Genomic DNA, 19,223 nt, shown 5'->3' with positions numbered 1-19,223 from the left:
CGGGATGAGTTCAACAAAACAGTGCGCCCGAATGTGAGCGAATTCCCGATCGGAAAACAAGGCGTTGGCTTTGATCGAATTGAGCTCGATGCTTGGGCTGATGCGTACGTTGAGCGCAAGTCGATTGAAAAAGCAGCCAATCAGGACAACAATCGGCCTCGCAGCGAGCGCCTACAAGGATTAGATCCATGGCGCGAAAGACAATCACCGGCATCTACAAAAAAGGCGGCATCTGGCAAATCGATAAGGTCTTCCGGGGCCAGCGATTTCGCGAAAGCACTGAAACTAGTGACAGGGAAGAAGCCGAGCAGTACCTGATTCACAGGCTAGAGCAGCTGCGGCAGGAAAAGGTGTATGGCGTTAGGCAAGTCAGAACCTTTTCCCATGCAGCTGCACGCTTTCTCATAGAGTTTCAAGATCAACCCTCTATCAAGTTGTCAGCGCATCACCTATCACAACTGATCGAGTTCATTGGAGAAGTGCCGCTCACCCACATTGATGACCAGGCGCTTGCGCCCTTCATCAACGATCGGCTTGCAACGAAAAAGCTGGACAATGGAACAGTGAAGAAAGGGGTTGCAAACAGAACGGTCAACATCTCAATAGAGCGCGTGGTAAGGGTTTTAACGCTTTGTGCGCGCAAGTGGCGAGATGACGAGATGAGGCCGTGGCTTGATAGCGTGCCAATGCTCACAAAGCTGGAAGAGAAGAAGTCGAGCCGTAAGCCCTACCCCATGTCATGGGAAGAGCAGTCGATTCTTTTTGGAGAGTTGCCTGCCCACTTGCAGGCGATGGCCTTGTTCAAGGTGAACACAGGTTGTCGCGAGCAAGAGGTCTGCAAGCTGAAGTGGGATTGGGAGATTGCGGTACCGGAACTGGGCGCCAGTGTGTTTCTGATACCCGCCGATTTTGGCGGGCGAAATGAACGCTCGGGCGTGAAGAACGGCGATGAGCGCTTAGTAGTGCTCAACAACGTGGCCAAGTCGATCATTGATAAGCAGCGCGGTATCAGCAAGGAATGGGTATTTCCTTACAACGGTACCGCAATGCATCGCATGAATGACTCGGCTTGGAAGAAAGCGCGAGTGAGAGCGGCGAAACTCTGGCAGGAGAAAAACCTTCGCCCCGCTCACCCTGGCTACTTGTCTATCCGGATTCACGATTTGAAGCACACGTTTGGTCGACGACTGCGAGCAGCAGGTGTAACCGAGGAAGACCGAAAGGCATTGCTTGGACACAAGAACGGCAGCATCACCAGTCACTACTCCGGCGCCGAACTGGGGCAACTGATTGAGGCTGCAAATATGGTATCAGCAACCGACTCACGAGGTCCGGTTCTGACAATCTTGAAGAGGAGGCAGGGATGAAAAGCGGAAAAGCCCCGAAAATCTCCCGAAAATGAAAAAGGCCAATGTGGGGGACATTGGCCTAAGTCATTGAAAAATATGGTCGGGACGGAGTGATTCGAACACTCGACCCCTAGCACCCCATGCTAGTGCGCTACCGGACTGCGCTACGCCCCGACTAGGCGTTACATCTGTGTTGCGTGTTGCTAGAACGTCGAGAAATATACCTTAAGCTTTTGAAATACGAAAGTATTTTAAATGCAGGTTTATTTGCGAAGTACCAGTAAAACGTCTTCCAATTCGGAGATCGTTTGGCGGATCAGTTGTTTGTATTGCGTGGTGTCGTCTTTGGCTTCATCGCCTGACAGACGCAGACGAGCGCCGCCGATGGTGAAACCTTGGTCGTACAGCAGCGCGCGAATTTGCCGGATCATCAGCACGTCCTGGCGCTGATAATACCGGCGGTTTCCGCGACGCTTTACGGGGTTGAGTTGAGGAAACTCTTGCTCCCAATAGCGCAGCACATGCGGTTTTACCGCACAGAGCTCGCTAACTTCGCCAATGGCGAAGTAGCGTTTGCCTGGGATCGGCGGGAGCTCGTCGTTATGACTTGGTTCCAGCATAGGCCTCTACTCGGGCTTTCAACTTCTGCCCTGGACGAAAGGTGACCACACGGCGAGCCGTGATCGGGATTTCCTCTCCCGTTTTCGGATTGCGGCCAGGCCGCTGTCGCTTGTCACGCAAGTCAAAATTGCCAAAACCTGACAATTTGACCTGTTCATTGTCTTCAAGAGCGTGCCTGATTTCTTCGAAAAACAGCTCAACCAATTCTTTGGCTTCGCGTTTATTCAGGCCCAGCTCTTCATAAAGACGTTCCGCCATTTCAGCTTTCGTCAGAGCCCCCATACGTCACTTCCTTAACGTGGCGTTCAACCTGTTTTCGAGCGAGGTGAGGATATTTTGTGTCGTGGTGTTCACCTCATCGTCATTAAGAGTGCGCGATGGATGCTGCCAGGTCAAGCCAACTGCAAGGCTTTTTCTAAGCGGATCAATACCTTTACCCTGGTAAACGTCAAATAGCCTTAGGTCTGTGAGCCATTCGCCTGCATTTTCACGGATTACATTCAGCACGTCGCTGGCTGCAACTTCACGATCGGCCAACAGCGCCAGGTCACGACGGACTTCCGGGAAACGCGACAGTTCGTGGAATTTAGGCATTTTGCCCGAAGCCACGTCTGCCAATACCAGCTCAAACAGGAACACTGGACGATCCAGGCCCAAGGTTTTAGCCAGCTCAGGGTGGATCGCACCGACGTAGCCTACTTCACGGCCATCGCGCTCAATGCGAGCGGTTTGACCAGGGTGCAGAGCTGGATGGCTACCCACCACGAATGTGAAGTCATCAAGCGCGCCAGCAAAACCCAGCACAGCCTCTACGTCAGCCTTGACGTCAAAGAAGTCGACTACATCGCGACCTTGCGCCCAGCCTTCCGGCAGACGGGTACCGCATACAACGCCAGCCAGCATCGGCTCTTGTTTCAAGCCTTCCAGCTGCCCTACAAACCGCAGGCCACTTTCGAAAAGACGAACGCGGTCTTGCTGACGATTGAGGTTGTGCTGCAAGGACTTAACCAGGCCCGGCCACAGGGAAGCACGCATGGCCGCCATGTCGTTGGAGATCGGATTGGCCAGCAACAGAGGCTCAACACCCGGGCTGAACAATTCGAACTGCTTCGGATCGATAAAACTGTAAGTAATTGCTTCCTGATAGCCGCGCGCGACTAACAGACGACGCAATTCTGGCAGTTCGCTACGCGCTTCAGCTTTCGCTTGTGGCGCAAGGCGAGCTTGCGGATAACGAACCGGAAGACGGTTGTAACCATAAAGACGGGCCAGCTCTTCGATCAAATCAACTTCAAGGCTGATATCGAAACGATGGCTTGGCACTTCTACGCGCCACTGCCCTGCCCCGTCGGCGGAGATGGTCAGGCCCAAAGCGCTGAGCAAACGCTCGACTTCAGCAGAGTCCATTTCCAGACCCAGCATTTGGGTGATACGCGCAGCACGCAGGGTGATCGGCGCAATGGATGGCAGGTATTGCTCGTTGACGGTTTCAACGATTGGACCCGCTTCACCGCCGGTGATTTCCAACAGCAAGCCTGTGGCCCGCTCCATCGCTTCACGTGCCAGTTTCCAGTCCACGCCACGCTCGTAACGATGCGAAGCGTCAGTGTGCAAACCGTAAGAACGCGCTTTGCCTGCAACAGCAATTTGATCGAAAAATGCGCTTTCGAGGAACACGTCGCGGGTCGTTGCCGACACACCACTGTGTTCACCGCCCATGACACCGGCAATTGCCAATGCGCGGGAGTGATCGGCGATCACCAGCGTATCGCTACGCAGGGCGACTTCCTGACCATCAAGCAGAACCAGCTTCTCGCCTTCTTCTGCCATGCGTACGCGAATACCGCCATTGATCTCGGCGAGATCGAATGCGTGCAACGGTTGACCAAGCTCCAGCATCACGTAGTTGGTGATATCGACAGCAGCGTCGATGCTACGCACGTCCGCACGACGCAGGCGCTCAACCATCCACAGCGGCGTAGGACGGGACAGATCAACGTTACGGATGACACGCCCCAGATAACGCGGGCAGGCAGCAGGCGCAAGCACTTCAACAGGGCGGACTTCATCGTGCACGGCTGCAACAGCAGCGACCACAGGACGTTTCACCTCGGCTGCGTACAGCGCACCCACTTCCCGAGCCAGGCCCGCCAGCGACAGGCAGTCACCGCGGTTAGGGGTCAGGTCAACTTCAATGCTGGCGTCTTCCAGGTCCAGATAGACGCGAAAATCCTCGCCTACCGGCGCATCGGCCGGCAATTCCATCAAGCCGTCATTGCCTTCGCCAACCTGCAACTCAGCTTGCGAGCACAGCATGCCGTTGGACTCAACGCCCCGCAGCTTGGCTTTCTTGATTTTGAAATCGCCTGGCAGTTCGGCACCGATCATGGCGAACGGGATCTTCAGACCCGGGCGCACATTGGGAGCACCGCACACAACCTGAAACGTCTCGGCGCCATTGCTGACCTGGCACACGCGCAATTTATCGGCGTCCGGGTGCTGTTCGGTGCTGAGCACCTCACCCACGACAACGCCACTGAAAACACCGGCGGCCGGCGTAACGCTATCGACCTCAAGACCGGCCATCGACAAACGAGCAACCAGCTCGTCGCGACCTACCTGCGGGTTAACCCAACCACGCAGCCATTGTTCACTGAATTTCATCCTGCTCTCCTAAGAATTCGTTACGACTAGCGAAATTGCGCGAGGAACCGCAAGTCGTTATCGAAGAACAGACGCAAGTCGTTCACGCCGTAACGCAGCATGGCCAGACGCTCAACGCCCATGCCGAAAGCAAAGCCCGAAAACTCTTCCGGGTCGATTCCAGACATGCGCAACACGTTTGGATGCACCATGCCGCAGCCCATGACTTCAAGCCAGCCGGTCTGTTTGCAGACACGGCAGCCCTTGCCGCTGCACATCACACATTCCATATCCACTTCGGCCGAAGGCTCAGTGAACGGGAAGTACGACGGACGGAAGCGCACGGCCAATTCTTTTTCGAAGAAGACCCGCAGGAACTCTTCGATGGTCCCTTTAAGGTCCGCAAAGTTGATATCGCGATCAACCAGCAGGCCTTCGACCTGATGGAACATCGGAGAGTGAGTGATATCGGAGTCGCTACGGTACACACGGCCTGGGCAGACGATGCGAATCGGCGGCTGCTGCGACTCCATGGTGCGGACCTGTACCGGCGAGGTATGGGTGCGCAACAACATGTTCGCGTTGAAATAAAAGGTGTCATGCATCGACCGGGCCGGGTGATGGCCTGGGATGTTGAGCGCCTCGAAGTTGTGATAGTCGTCTTCGACCTCAGGGCCCTCGGCAATGCCGTAGCCAATGTGGGTGAAGAACTGTTCGATACGTTCCAGAGTCCGGGTAACCGGATGCAGACCGCCGGAGGTCTGGCCACGGCCAGGCAGGGTCACATCAATAGACTCGGCAGACAGTTTGGCGGCCAGTTCAGCCTCCTCAAACAGTGCCTTGCGCGTATTGAGAACCTCTGTGACACGTTCCTTGGCAACGTTGATCAGGGCCCCCACTTGCGGGCGCTCTTCTGCCGGCAAATTCCCCAGGGTCTTCATCACCTGAGTCAATTCACCTTTTTTGCCAAGGTATTGAACCCGGATTTGCTCCAGGGCATTGATATCTTCAGCGCTTTGCACAGCCTCTAGTGCTTGAGAGACCAGCGCATCCAGGTTTTCCATGTACAGACTCCAGATACAAAATAGGGGAAGAGCTTGAAGGCTCTTCCCCTATTTAAGACGTTTAGCGCTTGCGCCCACACAGTGAGCGCAAGAACTGTCGGGGGTACTTAAGCCAAGGTGGCTTTAGCTTTCTCGACAATCGCAGCAAACGCCGCTTTTTCGTTCACTGCCAGATCAGACAGAACCTTACGGTCGATCTCGATGGAAGCTTTTTTCAGGCCAGCGATCAGACGGCTGTAAGACAGACCGTTGATACGAGCACCAGCGTTGATACGAGCGATCCACAGAGCGCGGAACTGACGTTTTTTCTGACGACGGTCACGGTAGGCGTATTGGCCTGCCTTGATTACCGCTTGCTTGGCAACACGGAATACGCGCGAACGTGCACCATAGTAGCCTTTAGCAAGTTTCAGAATTTTTTTGTGACGTTTACGGGCAATGACGCCACGCTTTACACGAGCCATGAGTTACTTCCTCTAGTCTTGATCCAAAAATTAACGAAGGCGCAGCATGCGCTCGACTTTTGCCACGTCAGACGGATGCAGCAAGCTGCTACCGCGCAGTTGACGCTTACGCTTGGTCGACATTTTGGTCAGGATGTGGCTCTTGAAAGCGTGCTTGTGCTTGATACCGTTTGCAGTTTTCAGAAACCGCTTAGCAGCACCACTTTTAGTCTTCATCTTTGGCATGTTCGGATACTCCGCATTCAGTTGATAAACATAACCGCAAGGCCTGCCGTGCCCTGGTGGTTACTTCTTCTTTTTCGGGGCGATGACCATAATCAGCTGGCGTCCTTCCATCTTAGGATGCTGTTCGACGGTCCCGTATTCGGCAAGGTCAGCTTCAACCCGCTTCAACAGTTCCATACCCAGCTCCTGGTGGGCCATCTCACGGCCGCGGAATCGTAATGACACCTTGGCCCTGTCCCCATCACTCAGGAAACGTACCAGGTTGCGCAGTTTTACCTGGTAATCCCCTTCCTCCGTCCCTGGACGAAACTTGATTTCTTTTACTTGAATCTGCTTCTGGTTCTTCTTCGCCGCAGCAATCTGCTTCTTCTTCTCGAAGATCGACTTGCCGTAGTCCATCACCCGGCAAACAGGCGGGACTGCGTCCGCTGAGATTTCTACCAGGTCCAGCTTGGACTCTTCAGCGATACGAAGCGCTTCATCAATCGAGACGATGCCAATCTGCTCGCCGTCAGCGCCAATTAACCGAACCTCGCGTGCCGAGATATTCTCGTTGATCGGGGCTTTCGGTGCAGCTCGTTTATCTTGTCTCATTTCACGCTTAATAATAATTACTCCGAATCTGGGCGACCACGCCGGGAAACCGCTTGCGCGAGGAACTCAGCGAACTGGGCGACGGGCATCGAGCCCAGGTCAGCACCTTCACGAGTACGCACAGCGACAGTCTGCATCTCGACTTCCCGATCTCCGATAACCAAAAGATAGGGAACCTTGAGCAAAGTATGCTCGCGGATTTTAAAGCCGATCTTTTCATTTCTCAAGTCAGACTTGGCACGAAATCCGCTCTGATTGAGAGTTTTTTCAACTTCGGCGGCAAATTCTGCCTGTTTATCAGTGATATTCATGATCACTGCCTGAGTTGGCGCTAGCCACGCAGGGAACGCACCTTCGTAATGCTCGATCAAAATACCGACAAAGCGTTCGAACGATCCGAGGATCGCGCGGTGCAGCATAACGGGATGCTTGCGACTGTTGTCTTCGGACACATATTCAGCGCCAAGACGGATCGGCAGGTTGAAATCGAGCTGTAAGGTACCACACTGCCAGACACGACCGAGACAATCTTTTAGCGAGAACTCGATCTTCGGACCGTAGAATGCACCTTCACCCGGCTGCAGATCATACGCCAGACCCGCGCTATCAAGCGCTGAAGCCAATGCACTTTCAGCCCGATCCCACAGCTCGTCGGAACCTACGCGCTTCTCAGGGCGAGTCGACAGCTTGAGCTCGATGTCTTTAAAGCCGAAGTCTGCGTACACATCCAGAGTCAGCTTGATAAAAGCGGCGGACTCGGCCTGCATCTGCTCTTCAGTGCAGAAAATATGCGCATCATCCTGAGTAAACGCACGAACACGCATGATGCCGTGCAAGGCACCCGACGGCTCGTTACGGTGGCAAGCACCGAACTCAGCCAGACGCAGTGGCAACTCACGGTAGCTCTTCAGCCCCTGGTTGAACACTTGCACGTGGCAAGGGCAGTTCATCGGCTTGATCGCGTAGTCGCGGCTTTCCGACTCAGTGGTGAACATGTTTTCAGCGTAGTTGGCCCAGTGACCGGACTTTTCCCACAGACTGCGATCCACTACCTGAGGAGTCTTGATCTCAAGGTAACCATTGTCGCGCTGTACTTTGCGCATGTACTGCTCAAGTACTTGATACAGCGTCCAGCCATTCGGGTGCCAGAACACCATGCCCGGCGCTTCTTCTTGAGTGTGGAACAAGCCCAGACGCTTACCGATTTTACGGTGATCGCGCTTTTCGGCTTCTTCAATACGCAGAACGTAAGCAGCCAGCTGTTTTTTGTCGGCCCAGGCCGTGCCATAAATACGCTGCAGCTGCTCGTTTTTGGCATCGCCACGCCAGTAGGCGCCCGACAGCTTGGTCAATTTGAACGATTTCAGAAAACGCGTATTCGGGACATGAGGTCCGCGACACATATCAACGTATTCTTCATGGAAGTACAGACCCATGGCCTGTTCGTTCGGCATGTCTTCAATCAGACGCAGCTTGTAGTCTTCGCCGCGCTCGGCAAACAACTCGATCACTTCAGCACGCGGCGTCACTTTCTTGATAACGTCGTAATCTTTTTCGATCAACTGCTGCATGCGCTGCTCGATAGCCGCCATGTCATCCGGAGTGAACGGACGCTCAAAGGCGATATCGTAGTAAAAACCTTCGTCAATAACAGGACCGATCACCATTTTGGCGGTCGGGTACAACTGCTTGACTGCGTGGCCGACCAAGTGAGCGCAAGAGTGACGAATGATCTCCAGCCCCTCTTCATCCTTGGGCGTAATGATTTGCAAGGTGGAGTCATGTTCGATCAGGTCGCAGGCATCAACCAGCTTGCCGTTGACTTTGCCGGCCACAGTGGCCTTGGCCAAGCCTGCACCAATGGAAGCAGCGACCTCGGACACAGAGACCGGATGATCGAATGAACGTTGACTGCCGTCGGGAAGAGTAATAGTTGGCATGGCGCCTCCTCTCCTAGTGGTGACCCCTACCAAAGGTCACGTGGGTTGGGATGAGCCAGTACGCGATTCGGTGGTGTACCTGCCTCACAGTGGCAGGAGCCTTGCGGCCAACCGGAAACCGAACCAGAGTGACTGGAATTCAAATGAAAAGTTTATGGCGTTGTCGGGCGGCCCAAGAGCTCACCCTCACACAAATCAGCCAAGGGCGGCATGCTAACACAGATGCCTGAGCCTCGCCCCTCCCTCTTTTTTTACGTAAAAAACAGCCAGCGGATTTTGCGAAATGATGAACTTGAGCTTAATTAGTGCCTCAGATAGTGAGTGACACCATTTCAGATTCAACGATCGCAAGGAGCATCACATGCGCATGACTCATCTTTTGGCTTTCGCCGCACCACTGGCACTGTTGTTGCCACTGAGCGCCCAGGCTGCCTGGCCCAAAGACTTGAAAGCTCAATACACGGCCCAGTGCGTGCCCGCAGCTGCAAAAACCATCGGCGACAAGGCTGCCAAAGCGCACTGCGCATGTGGCGCCGACAAAATCGAAAAGAACTTCACCACGGCTCAAATCAAAGAACTGATGAGCCCGGAAGGCGCAAAAAACCCCCAACTGCAGCAGGACGCCTTGAATGCAATCGCGCAGTGCAAAGCACGCCCTCAACCCAAGAAATAGGGTTTAGCAAGGCAACAAACAAGGTGAAAACGGCCCAAATGCAGTTTTGAACTAAAAAATACGCCTCATTAGTTGCTTTTTTTTAAGTCCGTTTTCGCCCTGAAAGCCCCATAAAACGGGGCCCCAAGGCTTTTTTAGCGCCAGACAAAAGCTAACAATGCTGCAAACTACAGCTCAGGGGGGGTCCCAAAGCGCACATTTCGACTATGATAGCCAAGTGTGCCCAGTTGGCCTGAGCAGCACAGTACTACTGAAAATATAAGTTTCTTGGAGATACACCATGTCTAATCGCCAAACCGGCACCGTAAAATGGTTCAACGATGAAAAAGGCTTCGGCTTCATCACTCCTCAAGGTGGCGGTGACGACCTGTTCGTACACTTCAAAGCTATCGAAAGCGACGGTTTCAAAAGCCTGAAAGAAGGCCAAACCGTTTCCTTCGTGGCTGAGAAAGGCCAAAAGGGTATGCAAGCTGCACAGGTTCGTCCGGAGTAAATCTCCCGCGAACTAAAAAACCCCGTCCATGTGACGGGGTTTTTTATGCCTGAAACTCGGCTACATGCCTTTAGCCGCAGTTAACGCGAGTAATGACAGCGTTGTCATCGGCATTCAGGTTCAAACGATCAGAACGGTACTCAAGGGTGATCATGTCGTGAGGCGACAAGATCCGTGCAGTCTGCGCGCCAGCCTTGATACGGGCTTGCTCCAGCAGGGCTGCAGAGGCTTTTTGGCCAATCGCAAAATCGGCAGCTTTGGCATCGCAACGCGTATGCCCAGTGTCAGCAACAGGCTCTTTCACAGCATCGTGCGTGCTGCTGCACCCAGACAGCACTGCGACTGCCAACAATGAACCCAATGATGCTAGCTTCCAGGACATGAAGCCTCCTTAAGATAAATAGTCAGAACCCTTGCGACAGCGTTTGCGCATATAGGTTGCATGTGGACTGATAGCATTTTCAGATCAGGCCTACAGTCGCAAGAGTTTGCCCGACTGGATTACAACCGCACACGCCTAATCGTGACGAAATATGTACAACCCATAAACTGTCATCATTCAGGCATAACCGCCGTCGCAATAGGCAAAGACGGATAGGTCAGCAGCGAGCGACATGAATAATTTCACCATTCTGATCGTCTCGAGATGACATTTTGCTAAAATCGCGTTTTTGAAACCCCTCATGAGATACCCATGACAACAGTCAGCATCGATGCAGATATCAAAGCCAAGTGGCCGCAAGGGCAATGCTCTTATAGCCCAGGCAGCCCGGAAGAGCTGGCCATCATCGGCATTGATCTTCTAGTCAAAGAGCTGGGCACAGAGGCTGCAAGAGCGTTTGTTAGCCAAGTGTTTGAAAAATACAAACCTGCTGACAGCCCAAAATCAATCTGAGCTCCCCCTCCTCGCGCCCTCCAAAAGCATCGCCAAACTCCGTTTTGGTAGATCGCCACTCTGCATTTCAAAACACTGTAAGCAGTCGAATCCCCGAACAGACAACACCTCGAATGTTCGGGATTCCGTCACTGCGCATAAAACCAAATAAAAATTTCAAAATATCTCCTTACAAAACAACAGGTTACAAAAATACAAATTGGCACTGATAGTGGCATGGAGTGTGCTGCCCTTCCATCGGCTCATGCCTTTGCAATGACGTGCGCCGCGCCAATCTGCGCGCTTACTAATAAGAGAGAGAACAATGAAAACAGCAGTCTTGAAATCAATTATTCCGGGCGCCCTGGCCCTTCTTCTGGCCATGCCGGCAGCTCAGGCTCAAGAAGCCGCCGCCAAACCTAACGTGGTCATTCTGGCAACCGGCGGCACCATTGCAGGCGCAGGCGCCAGCGCAGCCAACAGCGCAACTTACACCGCAGCCAAAGTGGGCATCGACCAACTGATTGCGGGTGTTCCTGAGTTGAGCCAATTGGCAAACGTGCGTGGCGAGCAAGTCATGCAAATTGCCTCCGAAAGCATCACCAACGACAACTTGCTGCAATTGGGGCGCCGGGTTGCCGAGCTGGCAGACAGCAAAGATGTCGACGGAATTGTGATCACCCACGGCACCGACACCCTGGAAGAGACTGCCTACTTCCTCAACCTGGTTGAAAAAACCGACAAGCCAATTATCGTCGTTGGCTCCATGCGCCCAGGCACTGCAATGTCCGCTGACGGCATGCTCAACCTGTACAACGCGGTAGCGGTAGCCGGCAGCAAAGAAGCTCGCGGCAAAGGCGTACTGGTGACCATGAACGATGAAATCCAGTCGGGTCGTGATGTCAGCAAGATGATGAACATCAAGACTGAAGCATTCAAAAGCCCTTGGGGCCCACTGGGCATGGTGGTTGAAGGCAAATCCTACTGGTTCCGCTTGCCCGCCAAGCGTCACACCATGGACTCTGAATTCGACATCAAAAACATCAAGTCCCTGCCTAATGTCGGCATCGCCTACTCCTACGGTAACGTAGACGACACCGCTTACAAAGCACTGGCACAAAACGGCGCCAAAGCGATCATTCACGTGGGCACCGGCAATGGCTCGGTATCGTCTCGCGTCGTCCCGACCTTGCAAGAACTGCGTAAAGATGGCGTGCAAATCATTCGTTCTTCCCACGTAAACAACGGCGGGTTCGTACTGCGCAACGCAGAACAGCCAGACGACAAATATGACTGGGTTGTCGCTCACGACCTTAACCCACAAAAAGCCCGCATCCTGGCCATGGTCGCCCTGACCAAAACCCAAGACAGCAAAGAGCTGCAGCGGATGTTCTGGGAATACTAAAAACCCGCGCCAAACGCCGCCCGGCGTTTGGCTTCCTACCACTCATTCGCCCGGATGAGTGGTCTATTTGCTTGATTCTCTTCTTGTTTTCGCACTAAACCGAAAAAACGCAGTCCCATCCCGGCAGCGCGAGCAGTGCAAACAGTTGCCAAATCTCTCGCAGTAAAATACTGTATGCGCATACAGCTAACCAAGGATTGCATCATGGCTAAAAAAGGGGCGAAAGAGCCTACCCTTCCAAGTCCGTACGAAGTTTTCGGTATGCGCATACAAAAAATCATCAGCTCGCCTAAAGCCCAAAAAGACCGGATGGCGGTGCTTGAACGGCAAGAAGGTGACAACCCGGAGTTCTGGGAACGCTTGCTGGAAGAAATCTCCGAAAACGACAACGTCACCATCGCTCACCGTGATTGTGGCGGCGTGAATGTTTTCTGGACCGTATCTGAGGAAGACTGAGTCAATGAGGGTTCGTTTACTGGCATTTGCCAGCCTCTTTACTGTGTTAAGCGCACACGCCGCAGCCCCGCAAACATTCAACGAAGCTAAAAAGGTCGCCTGGAAGCTCTACGCCCCGCAATCAACCGAGTTTTATTGTGGCTGCAAATACACCGGCAACCGCGTCGACCTTAAAGGCTGTGGTTACGTCCCGCGTAAAAATGCCAACCGTGCAGCGCGCATTGAATGGGAACACATTGTTCCCGCCTGGCAAATTGGCCATCAGCGCCAATGCTGGCAAAACGGCGGACGAAAAAACTGCACCCGTAACGACCCGGTCTACAAAGTGGCAGAAGCCGATTTGCACAACCTGGTGCCGAGCATTGGCGAAGTTAACGGTGACCGCAACAACTTCAGTTTTGGTTGGCTGCCCGCACAATCCGGTCAATACGGCTCTTGCCTGACACAAGTCGATTTCAAAGCCAAAAAAGTCATGCCGCGCCCGTCCATACGCGGGATGATTGCGCGCACCTACTTCTATATGAGCAAGCACTACAACTTGCGCCTTTCCAATCAGGATCGGCAGCTGTATGAGGCCTGGAACAAGACCTACCCGGTGCAAGCCTGGGAACGCCAACGCAACCAGGCAGTGGCCTGCGTAATGGGCCGGGGCAACGAATTTGTCGGCCCGGTCAACCTCAAGGCCTGCGGCTAAAGTTGTTACATGCCCTTCAGACGCTGCTGGGCATGTAAAACGGACCGTTGTCCACTTTATGCCGATACGGCGCTGGGCACTTGCAGCACAGCGGGTTGCCGAGTGCCGTCAATGGTTTCGACCCAAAGGAACCCTTCGGCTTCGGTTGGTGGCTCAATCAGGCTGAAAACGCTTTTCAACGCCTCTACCGGCACCCTTTTGTCAGGCGCGCGACTGGCGTTGCGCAAGAGCGCTTGCTCAAGCGAGGCTTTAACGAAAATCGCAATCACCGGCACCCCGTGTTCACGGGCGATCGATAGCAATTTTTCTCGATGACGCCGAGCGGGCAATGCGGCGTCAAAGGCAATCGCACGATGGCCCAAGCGCCCCAAGTTTTGAGACATCCAATGGGATTTGCCCGCGCCCTGTACACCCATCACCAAATACACAAACACGCCCGCAGGCGCCTGCGCCAACTGCTTCGAGAGCCGTTCATAGGCATGCGCCCATGCTTCTTTATTACGTTCGGGGGTAAATTCACGCCCGAACGCGGTTTCGAGGTAGTCATCCGGGTTGATCACCTGGCTGTCGCCGGACACTTTAACTTTGGCGTGTTTTTGCAACTTGCGAACCGTTGGGTCATCGTCACGCGGGCCCAAATCTTCCCAGCCGTTACGCTGATAAAACAACCAAGCAGGCGTGTTGGTAGGGCTGGCCGACAAGCGCAACGAGGTGCACCCCAAAGCGCCCAGATACTTCCAGGCGTACGCTTCGAGCAGGGCGCCGAGCCCTCGCCCGCGGTATTGCGGTGTCAGATAGAACAAATTGACGTAGCCCACCGACTCAATGTTCGGCACCAGGCCCATCTCTATTTGCCCAATGATCTGCTCGCCATCCCACACATGGACGACTGATCCTGGCAATGCGGCCGCCTTCTCCTTTACCCACGTGACGTAAGACTCAACGCCCTTGCCATCTTCGCCATAAAAACGTTCAGCAGAGCCGAAGCCGCAGACAAAAGTGTCTGCTCTAAAGCGTATGCACGCTTCAAGGTGAGTATTTAAGTCCGCAGACCTGAATGTAAGTGCGCCAAAATCGCTGTGCTGCGTCATAAAGACTACCCCCTCTAAACATCAAAAACCGTCACACACGCGCCGCGCCCGTTCAAGCATACTGCCCCATCGCACACCAGCCGTGCCGCAACGCCTTCCTCTTTTAAGATCAATACCACAGTGAGCAGTCCAATGCGCCAGCGACCCTCCTCCCGATTACTGGTCATAAGCCCCGAGAATCGCGTACTCCTTTTCCGTTTCACCCATAAGACAGGCGCTTTGCAAGGTCAGGAATATTGGGCAACACCCGGCGGTGGAGTAGAGCCGGGAGAAACCTTTGAACAGGCCGCCATCCGCGAGCTGCAAGAGGAAGTCGGCATCGTCGCGGCCGATGTAGGCGCAGAGTGCGCACAACGGGTGTTTGAGATGCAACTGCCTGACGGCGCATGGGTGATGGCCGATGAACGCTTTTTTATCGTGCGCGTGGGCATCGAACAGGTCAGCGATGGCGGCTGGACCGCTCAAGAACGCGAGGTCATGACCCAGCATCGCTGGTGGTCTCGCCAAGACTTGCAACAGACATCTGCCCTGTTCTTCCCACAAGACCTGTTGTCGATACTGGGCTTGCACCTGCCCTGAACCGCTTTGCACCACCCGGTACTACAGGCCCCGTACGACACCTTCGGTCATCGCCCATGCCCGTGAAAATTTCATGGAACTCCCGGGTTGCTGAACTGTCAGGCCTGAGCTATTACTCTCTGCATGATAAAACAAGCTCGATTTAACAAAAAACAACAGGTAGTCAATGAGCTCGTCCGCCAGATCGAAAGCGGGCTCATGGAAGACGGTTATGTCTTGCCCGGTGAAGAACAACTTGCTGAGGAACTGGGTGTCAGTCGCAGCACGCTGCATAAGGCGCTGATGGAGCTGGAGCGGCGTAAATACATCGCTCGACGCACTGCTGGAGGCTCGGTCGTGACCTTTGACGGTATCCCCCTCGATCAAAAAAAGGGTTGGGCGCAAGCCCTGGCCAGTACTGGCGCGCGTATCCATACCGAACAGCTCAAACTGGAGGCCGTAGAACGCCCGGACTTGAATCTTCAGTTTGGCTTGAGCCATTTCATTGTGCTGGAGCGCCGCCGTCGGCGCAGCGACGGGACAGCTATATCCCTGGAGCGCTCATTCATCCCCGCAATCGGCGGCCTTGAAGGTCTGCCCGGGGTCGGCATGATTGATGACTCACTCACCATTACCCTCGCCGCCTATGGCTTTATTGGCGATCACGGCGACCAGTGGATAGGCGCCGAACCCCTGAACGATGAAGACGCCTATTTGCTCGGCCGCCCGGCAGGTACGGTGTTTCTCAAAACGTTACGCACCACCTATGACCGCCATGGGCGACTGATGGAGCATGTCGAAAGCTGGCTTGATCCGACGCACTTTCGCATGCACCACTCCTTTGGAGCCCCCAATGAACTCGAATGATCGTGCGCTGGGTGCCTTTTATGGCCTGGCGCTGGGTGATGCCCTGGGCATGCCTACCCAGTCGTTCAGCCGCGCCCAGATCATCGCGCGCTTCGGGCAGATCACCGGGCTGGTAGACGCACCAGCGGACCAGCCGATCGCCCCCAACATGCCCAAAGGCTCAATCACCGACGACACCGAGCAAGCGATTCTGGTCGCCCAACTGCTGGTTGACGGTAATGGCGATATAGATCCAAACACCCTCGCGCAACGCCTGATCGCCTGGGAAGCCGTGATGCAGGCCAAAGGCTCTCAAGATTTACTGGGGCCCTCAACCAAGCGCGCAATCGAAATGATTCTGGCAGGCCACAGCCCTGAAGAATCAGGCCGCTATGGCACCACCAATGGCGCAGCGATGCGCATTGCCCCGGTCGGCATAGCCGCTGACATCAGCCAGCCAGACCTGTTCATCAAGGCGGTGGTACAAGCCTGCCAGGTCACTCACAACACCAGCCTGGGGATCGCCAGCGCAGCCGCTGTGGCAGCGGTAATCTCCAGCGGTCTCAACGGTAAAAAACTTGAGCATGCCCTCAATGCAGGGACAGAAATGGCCTACATCGCCGAACACCACGGCCACTGGGTCGCAGGTGGACGCATAGGGCCACGGATTCGCTGGGCCCGGCATGCCAGCCATGAGTGCAACCCGGACAACCTCGGTGACTTGCTGTACGACGTCATTGGCACTTCGGTCGCGTCACAAGAATCTGTAGTGGCCGCCTTTGCCCTTGCGCAACGGGTTGCCAGCGGTAGCCTCAGCAGCTTTAACGCCCTGTGCATCGCCGCCAGCATTGGCGGCGACACCGACACCATTGCCGGGATCCTCGGCGCGATGCTGGGTGCATGTGCCGGGCTGGAACAATGGCCGCAGGCGTTGATCCAGCAAGTCAAAGAGGTCAATAACCTGCAGCTGGAACCCTTGGTTGAACACTTACTGATACTGCGCAACACCTGAAAAACCGCGAAGGACCGCCCCACCCTCAGCGCTCACAGACAGCTGCGAGCGACTGTGTCCGAACGGCAAAATAGCACCAGGAGCAGCCCCCCATGAGCAACCCCAACGTCGGGCACAGCGCCGGGCAACTGGAAACCCGTGGCATAGAGCCCGTTCCCGAAAACGAATGCAATGGCAACCCGTTGCAACTGTTTTGGGTCTGGTTTGCGGCAAACATCAGCATTCTCGGTTTGCCATTGGGCGCCACGTTGGTGGCCTTCCACCAACTGGCCTTTTGGCAGGTGATCATTGTTGCGCTGATCGGCGCGGCAGGCTCATTTGCCGTGGTCGGCGTCATTTCCATTGCCGGGCGTAGAGGCCGTGCGCCAAGTCTGACGCTGTCACGCGCGATCTTCGGCGTGCGGGGCAATATTGGCCCTACGCTGGTTTCCCTGATTTCACGCTTAGGCTGGGAAACCGTCAACACCACCACCGCCGCTTACGTCCTGCTGGCGTTGTCGGCCATTGTGTTCGGCACCCCCACCGAGGCGACCCACGCCCCGCTGCTCACCCTGCTCTTTATCGCCATTTTTACCCTGCTGACCTTGTCGGTTTCGGGCTTGGGCCATGCCACATTACTGGTCATTCAGCAGTGGGCCACCTACCTGTTTGGCGCGCTTAACCTGCTGGTCGCGGGGTTTCTCTGCGCCACCATCAACTGGCAGGCCGTGTTCAGCGCCCCTTCGGCGCCGGTCAGCGCCATGATTATCGGTATCGGAATCATGGCGGCCGGCACCGGGATCGGCTGGGCCAATGCGGGCGCCGACATGTCGCGCTACCAACACCGCAGCGTCAGTGCCCGGCAATTGGTGGCGTCTGCCGCCTGCGGCGCGGGTATCCCGCTGGTGCTGCTGATTACCCTGGGCGGCTTGTTGTCTGTCGGCAACCACGACCTCGCCTCGGCAACCGACCCCATTGCGGCCATACGTAATATGTTGCCGGCCTGGATGGCGGTTCCCTACCTGCTCAGCGCTTTTGGTGGCTTGCTGCTGTCCAATCACTTGTCTGTGTACTCGGCCGGGCTCACCACATTAACCCTGGGCATCAAGATCAAAAGGGTGCAGGCCGTTGTCGTCGATATCGTCGTCATATTCGCCGGTTCGACGTACTTCATGCTATATGCCGACAGCTTCTACGCTCCATTCATTACCTTTATCTCCCTCACAGCCATTCCGATCACCGCATGGGTTGCCATCTTTATCGTCGACCTGATTCATCGCCACTACTACAGCCCCGCCGACCTGATGGACATCAGCCGTCACAGCCATTACTGGTACAACGGCGGCATTGAGTGGCGGGCGCTGGGCTCTTGGGCGCTGGCACTGGTGCTGGGCTTTTGCTTTACCCAAGTCGGCAGTTCAGACGCCAACTGGTTCGTCGGGCCGCTGGCCGACTCATGGTTGGGCCATAACGGACTCGGCTGGGTTGTCACGTTTGTGGTGGCAGGTGGTTTGTATGCACTGCTGGGCGGTGCCAAAGACCGTCGCCCCGCCAGCACGGGGTCAGCCAATGCCTAGATTGCTGCACACAGGCCAAGTCATCATCGATCTAGTCATGGCCCTCGACACCCTGCCCCGCCCCGGCGGTGATGCGCTGGCCAGCAGTGCCAGCTTCCATGCCGGTGGCGGCTTCAATGTCATGGCCGCTGCCCGGCGCAACGGCCTGAACACCCTCTACCTGGGCCGTCACGGTCAAGGTCAGTTCGGTGACATTGCACGTCTGGCCATGCGTGCCGAAGGCATCGAGTTCATCCAGTCGATTGACCCGCACAAAGACACCGGGCTGTGCGTAGCGCTGACGGAGGCCAACGCAGAACGCACGTTTATTTCCTGTATAGGCGCTGAAGGGACTCTGTCCAATGAAGACCTGGAAAGCGTCAAGGTCGCGCCCGATGATTACGTGTACGTCAGTGGCTACAGCCTGCTGCATGCGGGCAAAGCCCACTCCCTGCTCAATTGGCTGAATGGATTGCCGCGCAGCGTGCACGTCACATTCGACCCGGGGCCATTGGTGCACAACATTGACCCCGCCTTGATCAGCGCTTTATTGCCGCGTCTGCACCTGTGGACCAGCAATCGCAGCGAAGCGCTCGGCTTTACCTCCACCCGCACCGTTGCCGACGCCCTGCACGGCCTGCGAGCGCGCCTGCCCGGCGATTGCCTGATCGTGCTGCGCGACGGCC

The 19,223-nt window shown here is 55.3% G+C and carries 22 protein-coding genes and 1 tRNA gene; 12 read left to right on the top strand and 11 right to left on the bottom strand.

Annotated features, from left to right (window positions below; translation table 11 throughout):
* The first annotated feature begins 188 nt into the window (after nt 1-188).
* A complete protein-coding gene (locus tag GHO41_RS12585) occupies nt 189-1,367 on the top strand; it encodes a tyrosine-type recombinase/integrase (protein ID WP_153433727.1) in 1,179 nt (392 codons plus the stop codon).
* 79 nt (nt 1,368-1,446) lie between these two features.
* On the opposite strand, the gene GHO41_RS12580 is transcribed toward GHO41_RS12585, so the two are convergent.
* The 9 genes from GHO41_RS12580 to thrS form a co-directional block, all read right to left on the bottom strand.
* Nucleotides 1,447-1,523, bottom strand: a tRNA-Pro gene (locus GHO41_RS12580).
* An 89-nt stretch (nt 1,524-1,612) separates the two neighbouring features.
* A complete protein-coding gene (locus tag GHO41_RS12575; protein ID WP_019829202.1) occupies nt 1,613-1,969 on the bottom strand; it encodes a MerR family transcriptional regulator in 357 nt (118 codons plus the stop codon).
* Nucleotides 1,950-2,252, bottom strand: a complete 303-nt coding sequence (gene ihfA, locus GHO41_RS12570) for an integration host factor subunit alpha (protein WP_002553164.1) — start codon at nt 2,250-2,252, stop codon at nt 1,950-1,952. Before ihfA ends, GHO41_RS12575 begins: the two co-directional genes overlap by 20 nt.
* A 3-nt stretch (nt 2,253-2,255) precedes the next feature.
* Nucleotides 2,256-4,634: a phenylalanine--tRNA ligase subunit beta gene (gene pheT, locus GHO41_RS12565; RefSeq protein WP_153433726.1), complete on the bottom strand. Its 2,379-nt coding sequence runs from the start codon at nt 4,632-4,634 to the stop codon at nt 2,256-2,258.
* A 26-nt stretch (nt 4,635-4,660) separates the two neighbouring features.
* Nucleotides 4,661-5,677 carry a phenylalanine--tRNA ligase subunit alpha gene (gene pheS, locus GHO41_RS12560; RefSeq protein ID WP_048369332.1) on the bottom strand — a complete coding sequence of 339 codons (1,017 nt, stop codon included), beginning with the start codon at nt 5,675-5,677 and terminating at the stop codon, nt 4,661-4,663.
* A gap of 107 nt (nt 5,678-5,784) precedes the next feature.
* Nucleotides 5,785-6,141, bottom strand: a complete 357-nt coding sequence (gene rplT, locus GHO41_RS12555) for a 50S ribosomal protein L20 (protein WP_048369333.1) — start codon at nt 6,139-6,141, stop codon at nt 5,785-5,787.
* Nucleotides 6,142-6,171: 30 nt separating this feature from the next.
* Nucleotides 6,172-6,366, bottom strand: coding sequence for a 50S ribosomal protein L35 (gene rpmI, locus GHO41_RS12550; protein WP_002553160.1), 195 nt, complete (start codon nt 6,364-6,366; stop codon nt 6,172-6,174).
* A gap of 60 nt (nt 6,367-6,426) precedes the next feature.
* Nucleotides 6,427-6,978: a translation initiation factor IF-3 gene (gene infC / locus GHO41_RS12545; protein WP_173430611.1), complete on the bottom strand. Its 552-nt coding sequence runs from the start codon at nt 6,976-6,978 to the stop codon at nt 6,427-6,429.
* The gene (gene thrS / locus GHO41_RS12540) at nt 6,978-8,900 is read right to left on the bottom strand and encodes a threonine--tRNA ligase (protein WP_153329768.1); all 1,923 of its coding nucleotides are present in this window, start codon (nt 8,898-8,900) and stop codon (nt 6,978-6,980) included. Before thrS ends, infC begins: the two co-directional genes overlap by 1 nt.
* 361 nt (nt 8,901-9,261) lie before the next feature.
* Here thrS and GHO41_RS12535 point away from each other — a divergent pair, with 361 nt between their 5' ends.
* The gene (locus GHO41_RS12535) at nt 9,262-9,573 is read left to right on the top strand and encodes a hypothetical protein (RefSeq protein WP_153329770.1); all 312 of its coding nucleotides are present in this window, start codon (nt 9,262-9,264) and stop codon (nt 9,571-9,573) included.
* A gap of 280 nt (nt 9,574-9,853) precedes the next feature.
* The gene (locus GHO41_RS12530) at nt 9,854-10,066 is read left to right on the top strand and encodes a cold-shock protein (RefSeq protein ID WP_003179963.1); all 213 of its coding nucleotides are present in this window, start codon (nt 9,854-9,856) and stop codon (nt 10,064-10,066) included.
* A gap of 70 nt (nt 10,067-10,136) precedes the next feature.
* On the opposite strand, the gene GHO41_RS12525 is transcribed toward GHO41_RS12530, so the two are convergent.
* Entirely contained in the window at nt 10,137-10,448 is a 312-nt protein-coding gene (locus GHO41_RS12525) for an I78 family peptidase inhibitor (RefSeq protein ID WP_048369337.1), read from the bottom strand.
* Nucleotides 10,449-10,760: 312 nt separating this feature from the next.
* Between GHO41_RS12525 and GHO41_RS12520 the strand changes: the two genes are divergently transcribed.
* The 4 genes from GHO41_RS12520 (at nt 10,761) to GHO41_RS12505 (ending at nt 13,495) form a co-directional block, all read left to right on the top strand.
* Nucleotides 10,761-10,961 (top strand): hypothetical protein, encoded by a 201-nt coding sequence (locus GHO41_RS12520; protein WP_048369338.1) that lies wholly within the window; start codon nt 10,761-10,763, stop codon nt 10,959-10,961.
* Between the two features lie 304 nt (nt 10,962-11,265).
* Entirely contained in the window at nt 11,266-12,345 is a 1,080-nt protein-coding gene (locus GHO41_RS12515; protein ID WP_048369339.1) for an asparaginase, read from the top strand.
* 204 nt (nt 12,346-12,549) lie between these two features.
* A complete protein-coding gene (locus tag GHO41_RS12510; protein ID WP_048369340.1) occupies nt 12,550-12,801 on the top strand; it encodes a DUF1654 domain-containing protein in 252 nt (83 codons plus the stop codon).
* A 4-nt stretch (nt 12,802-12,805) separates the two neighbouring features.
* Entirely contained in the window at nt 12,806-13,495 is a 690-nt protein-coding gene (locus tag GHO41_RS12505) for an endonuclease (protein ID WP_048369341.1), read from the top strand.
* 56 nt (nt 13,496-13,551) lie between these two features.
* Here the strand turns inward: GHO41_RS12505 and GHO41_RS12500 are convergent, their stop codons facing one another.
* Nucleotides 13,552-14,586, bottom strand: a complete 1,035-nt coding sequence (locus tag GHO41_RS12500; RefSeq protein WP_153329772.1) for a GNAT family N-acetyltransferase — start codon at nt 14,584-14,586, stop codon at nt 13,552-13,554.
* Nucleotides 14,587-14,718: 132 nt separating this feature from the next.
* Here GHO41_RS12500 and GHO41_RS12495 point away from each other — a divergent pair, with 132 nt between their 5' ends.
* The 5 genes from GHO41_RS12495 to GHO41_RS12475 form a co-directional block, all read left to right on the top strand.
* Nucleotides 14,719-15,165: an NUDIX hydrolase gene (locus GHO41_RS12495; RefSeq protein WP_153433725.1), complete on the top strand. Its 447-nt coding sequence runs from the start codon at nt 14,719-14,721 to the stop codon at nt 15,163-15,165.
* Between the two features lie 123 nt (nt 15,166-15,288).
* Nucleotides 15,289-16,011: a GntR family transcriptional regulator gene (locus GHO41_RS12490; protein ID WP_048369343.1), complete on the top strand. Its 723-nt coding sequence runs from the start codon at nt 15,289-15,291 to the stop codon at nt 16,009-16,011.
* Nucleotides 15,998-17,002: an ADP-ribosylglycohydrolase family protein gene (locus GHO41_RS12485; RefSeq protein WP_123751537.1), complete on the top strand. Its 1,005-nt coding sequence runs from the start codon at nt 15,998-16,000 to the stop codon at nt 17,000-17,002. The genes GHO41_RS12490 and GHO41_RS12485 overlap by 14 nt, the downstream gene beginning before the upstream one ends.
* A gap of 92 nt (nt 17,003-17,094) precedes the next feature.
* Nucleotides 17,095-18,558 (top strand): cytosine permease, encoded by a 1,464-nt coding sequence (locus GHO41_RS12480; protein WP_153433724.1) that lies wholly within the window; start codon nt 17,095-17,097, stop codon nt 18,556-18,558.
* Nucleotides 18,551-19,223, top strand: a 673-nt coding sequence (locus tag GHO41_RS12475) for a PfkB family carbohydrate kinase (protein ID WP_153433723.1), incomplete at its 3' end; no start/stop codon positions are given. The genes GHO41_RS12480 and GHO41_RS12475, both read left to right, overlap by 8 nt.

It is taken from the genome of Pseudomonas sp. FSL R10-0399, assembly GCF_009600165.1.
Taxonomy (GTDB): domain Bacteria; phylum Pseudomonadota; class Gammaproteobacteria; order Pseudomonadales; family Pseudomonadaceae; genus Aquipseudomonas; species Aquipseudomonas helleri.
The sequence above is the reverse complement of the archived record's forward strand: the minus strand, read 5'-3'. Positions and strand labels throughout refer to the sequence as shown.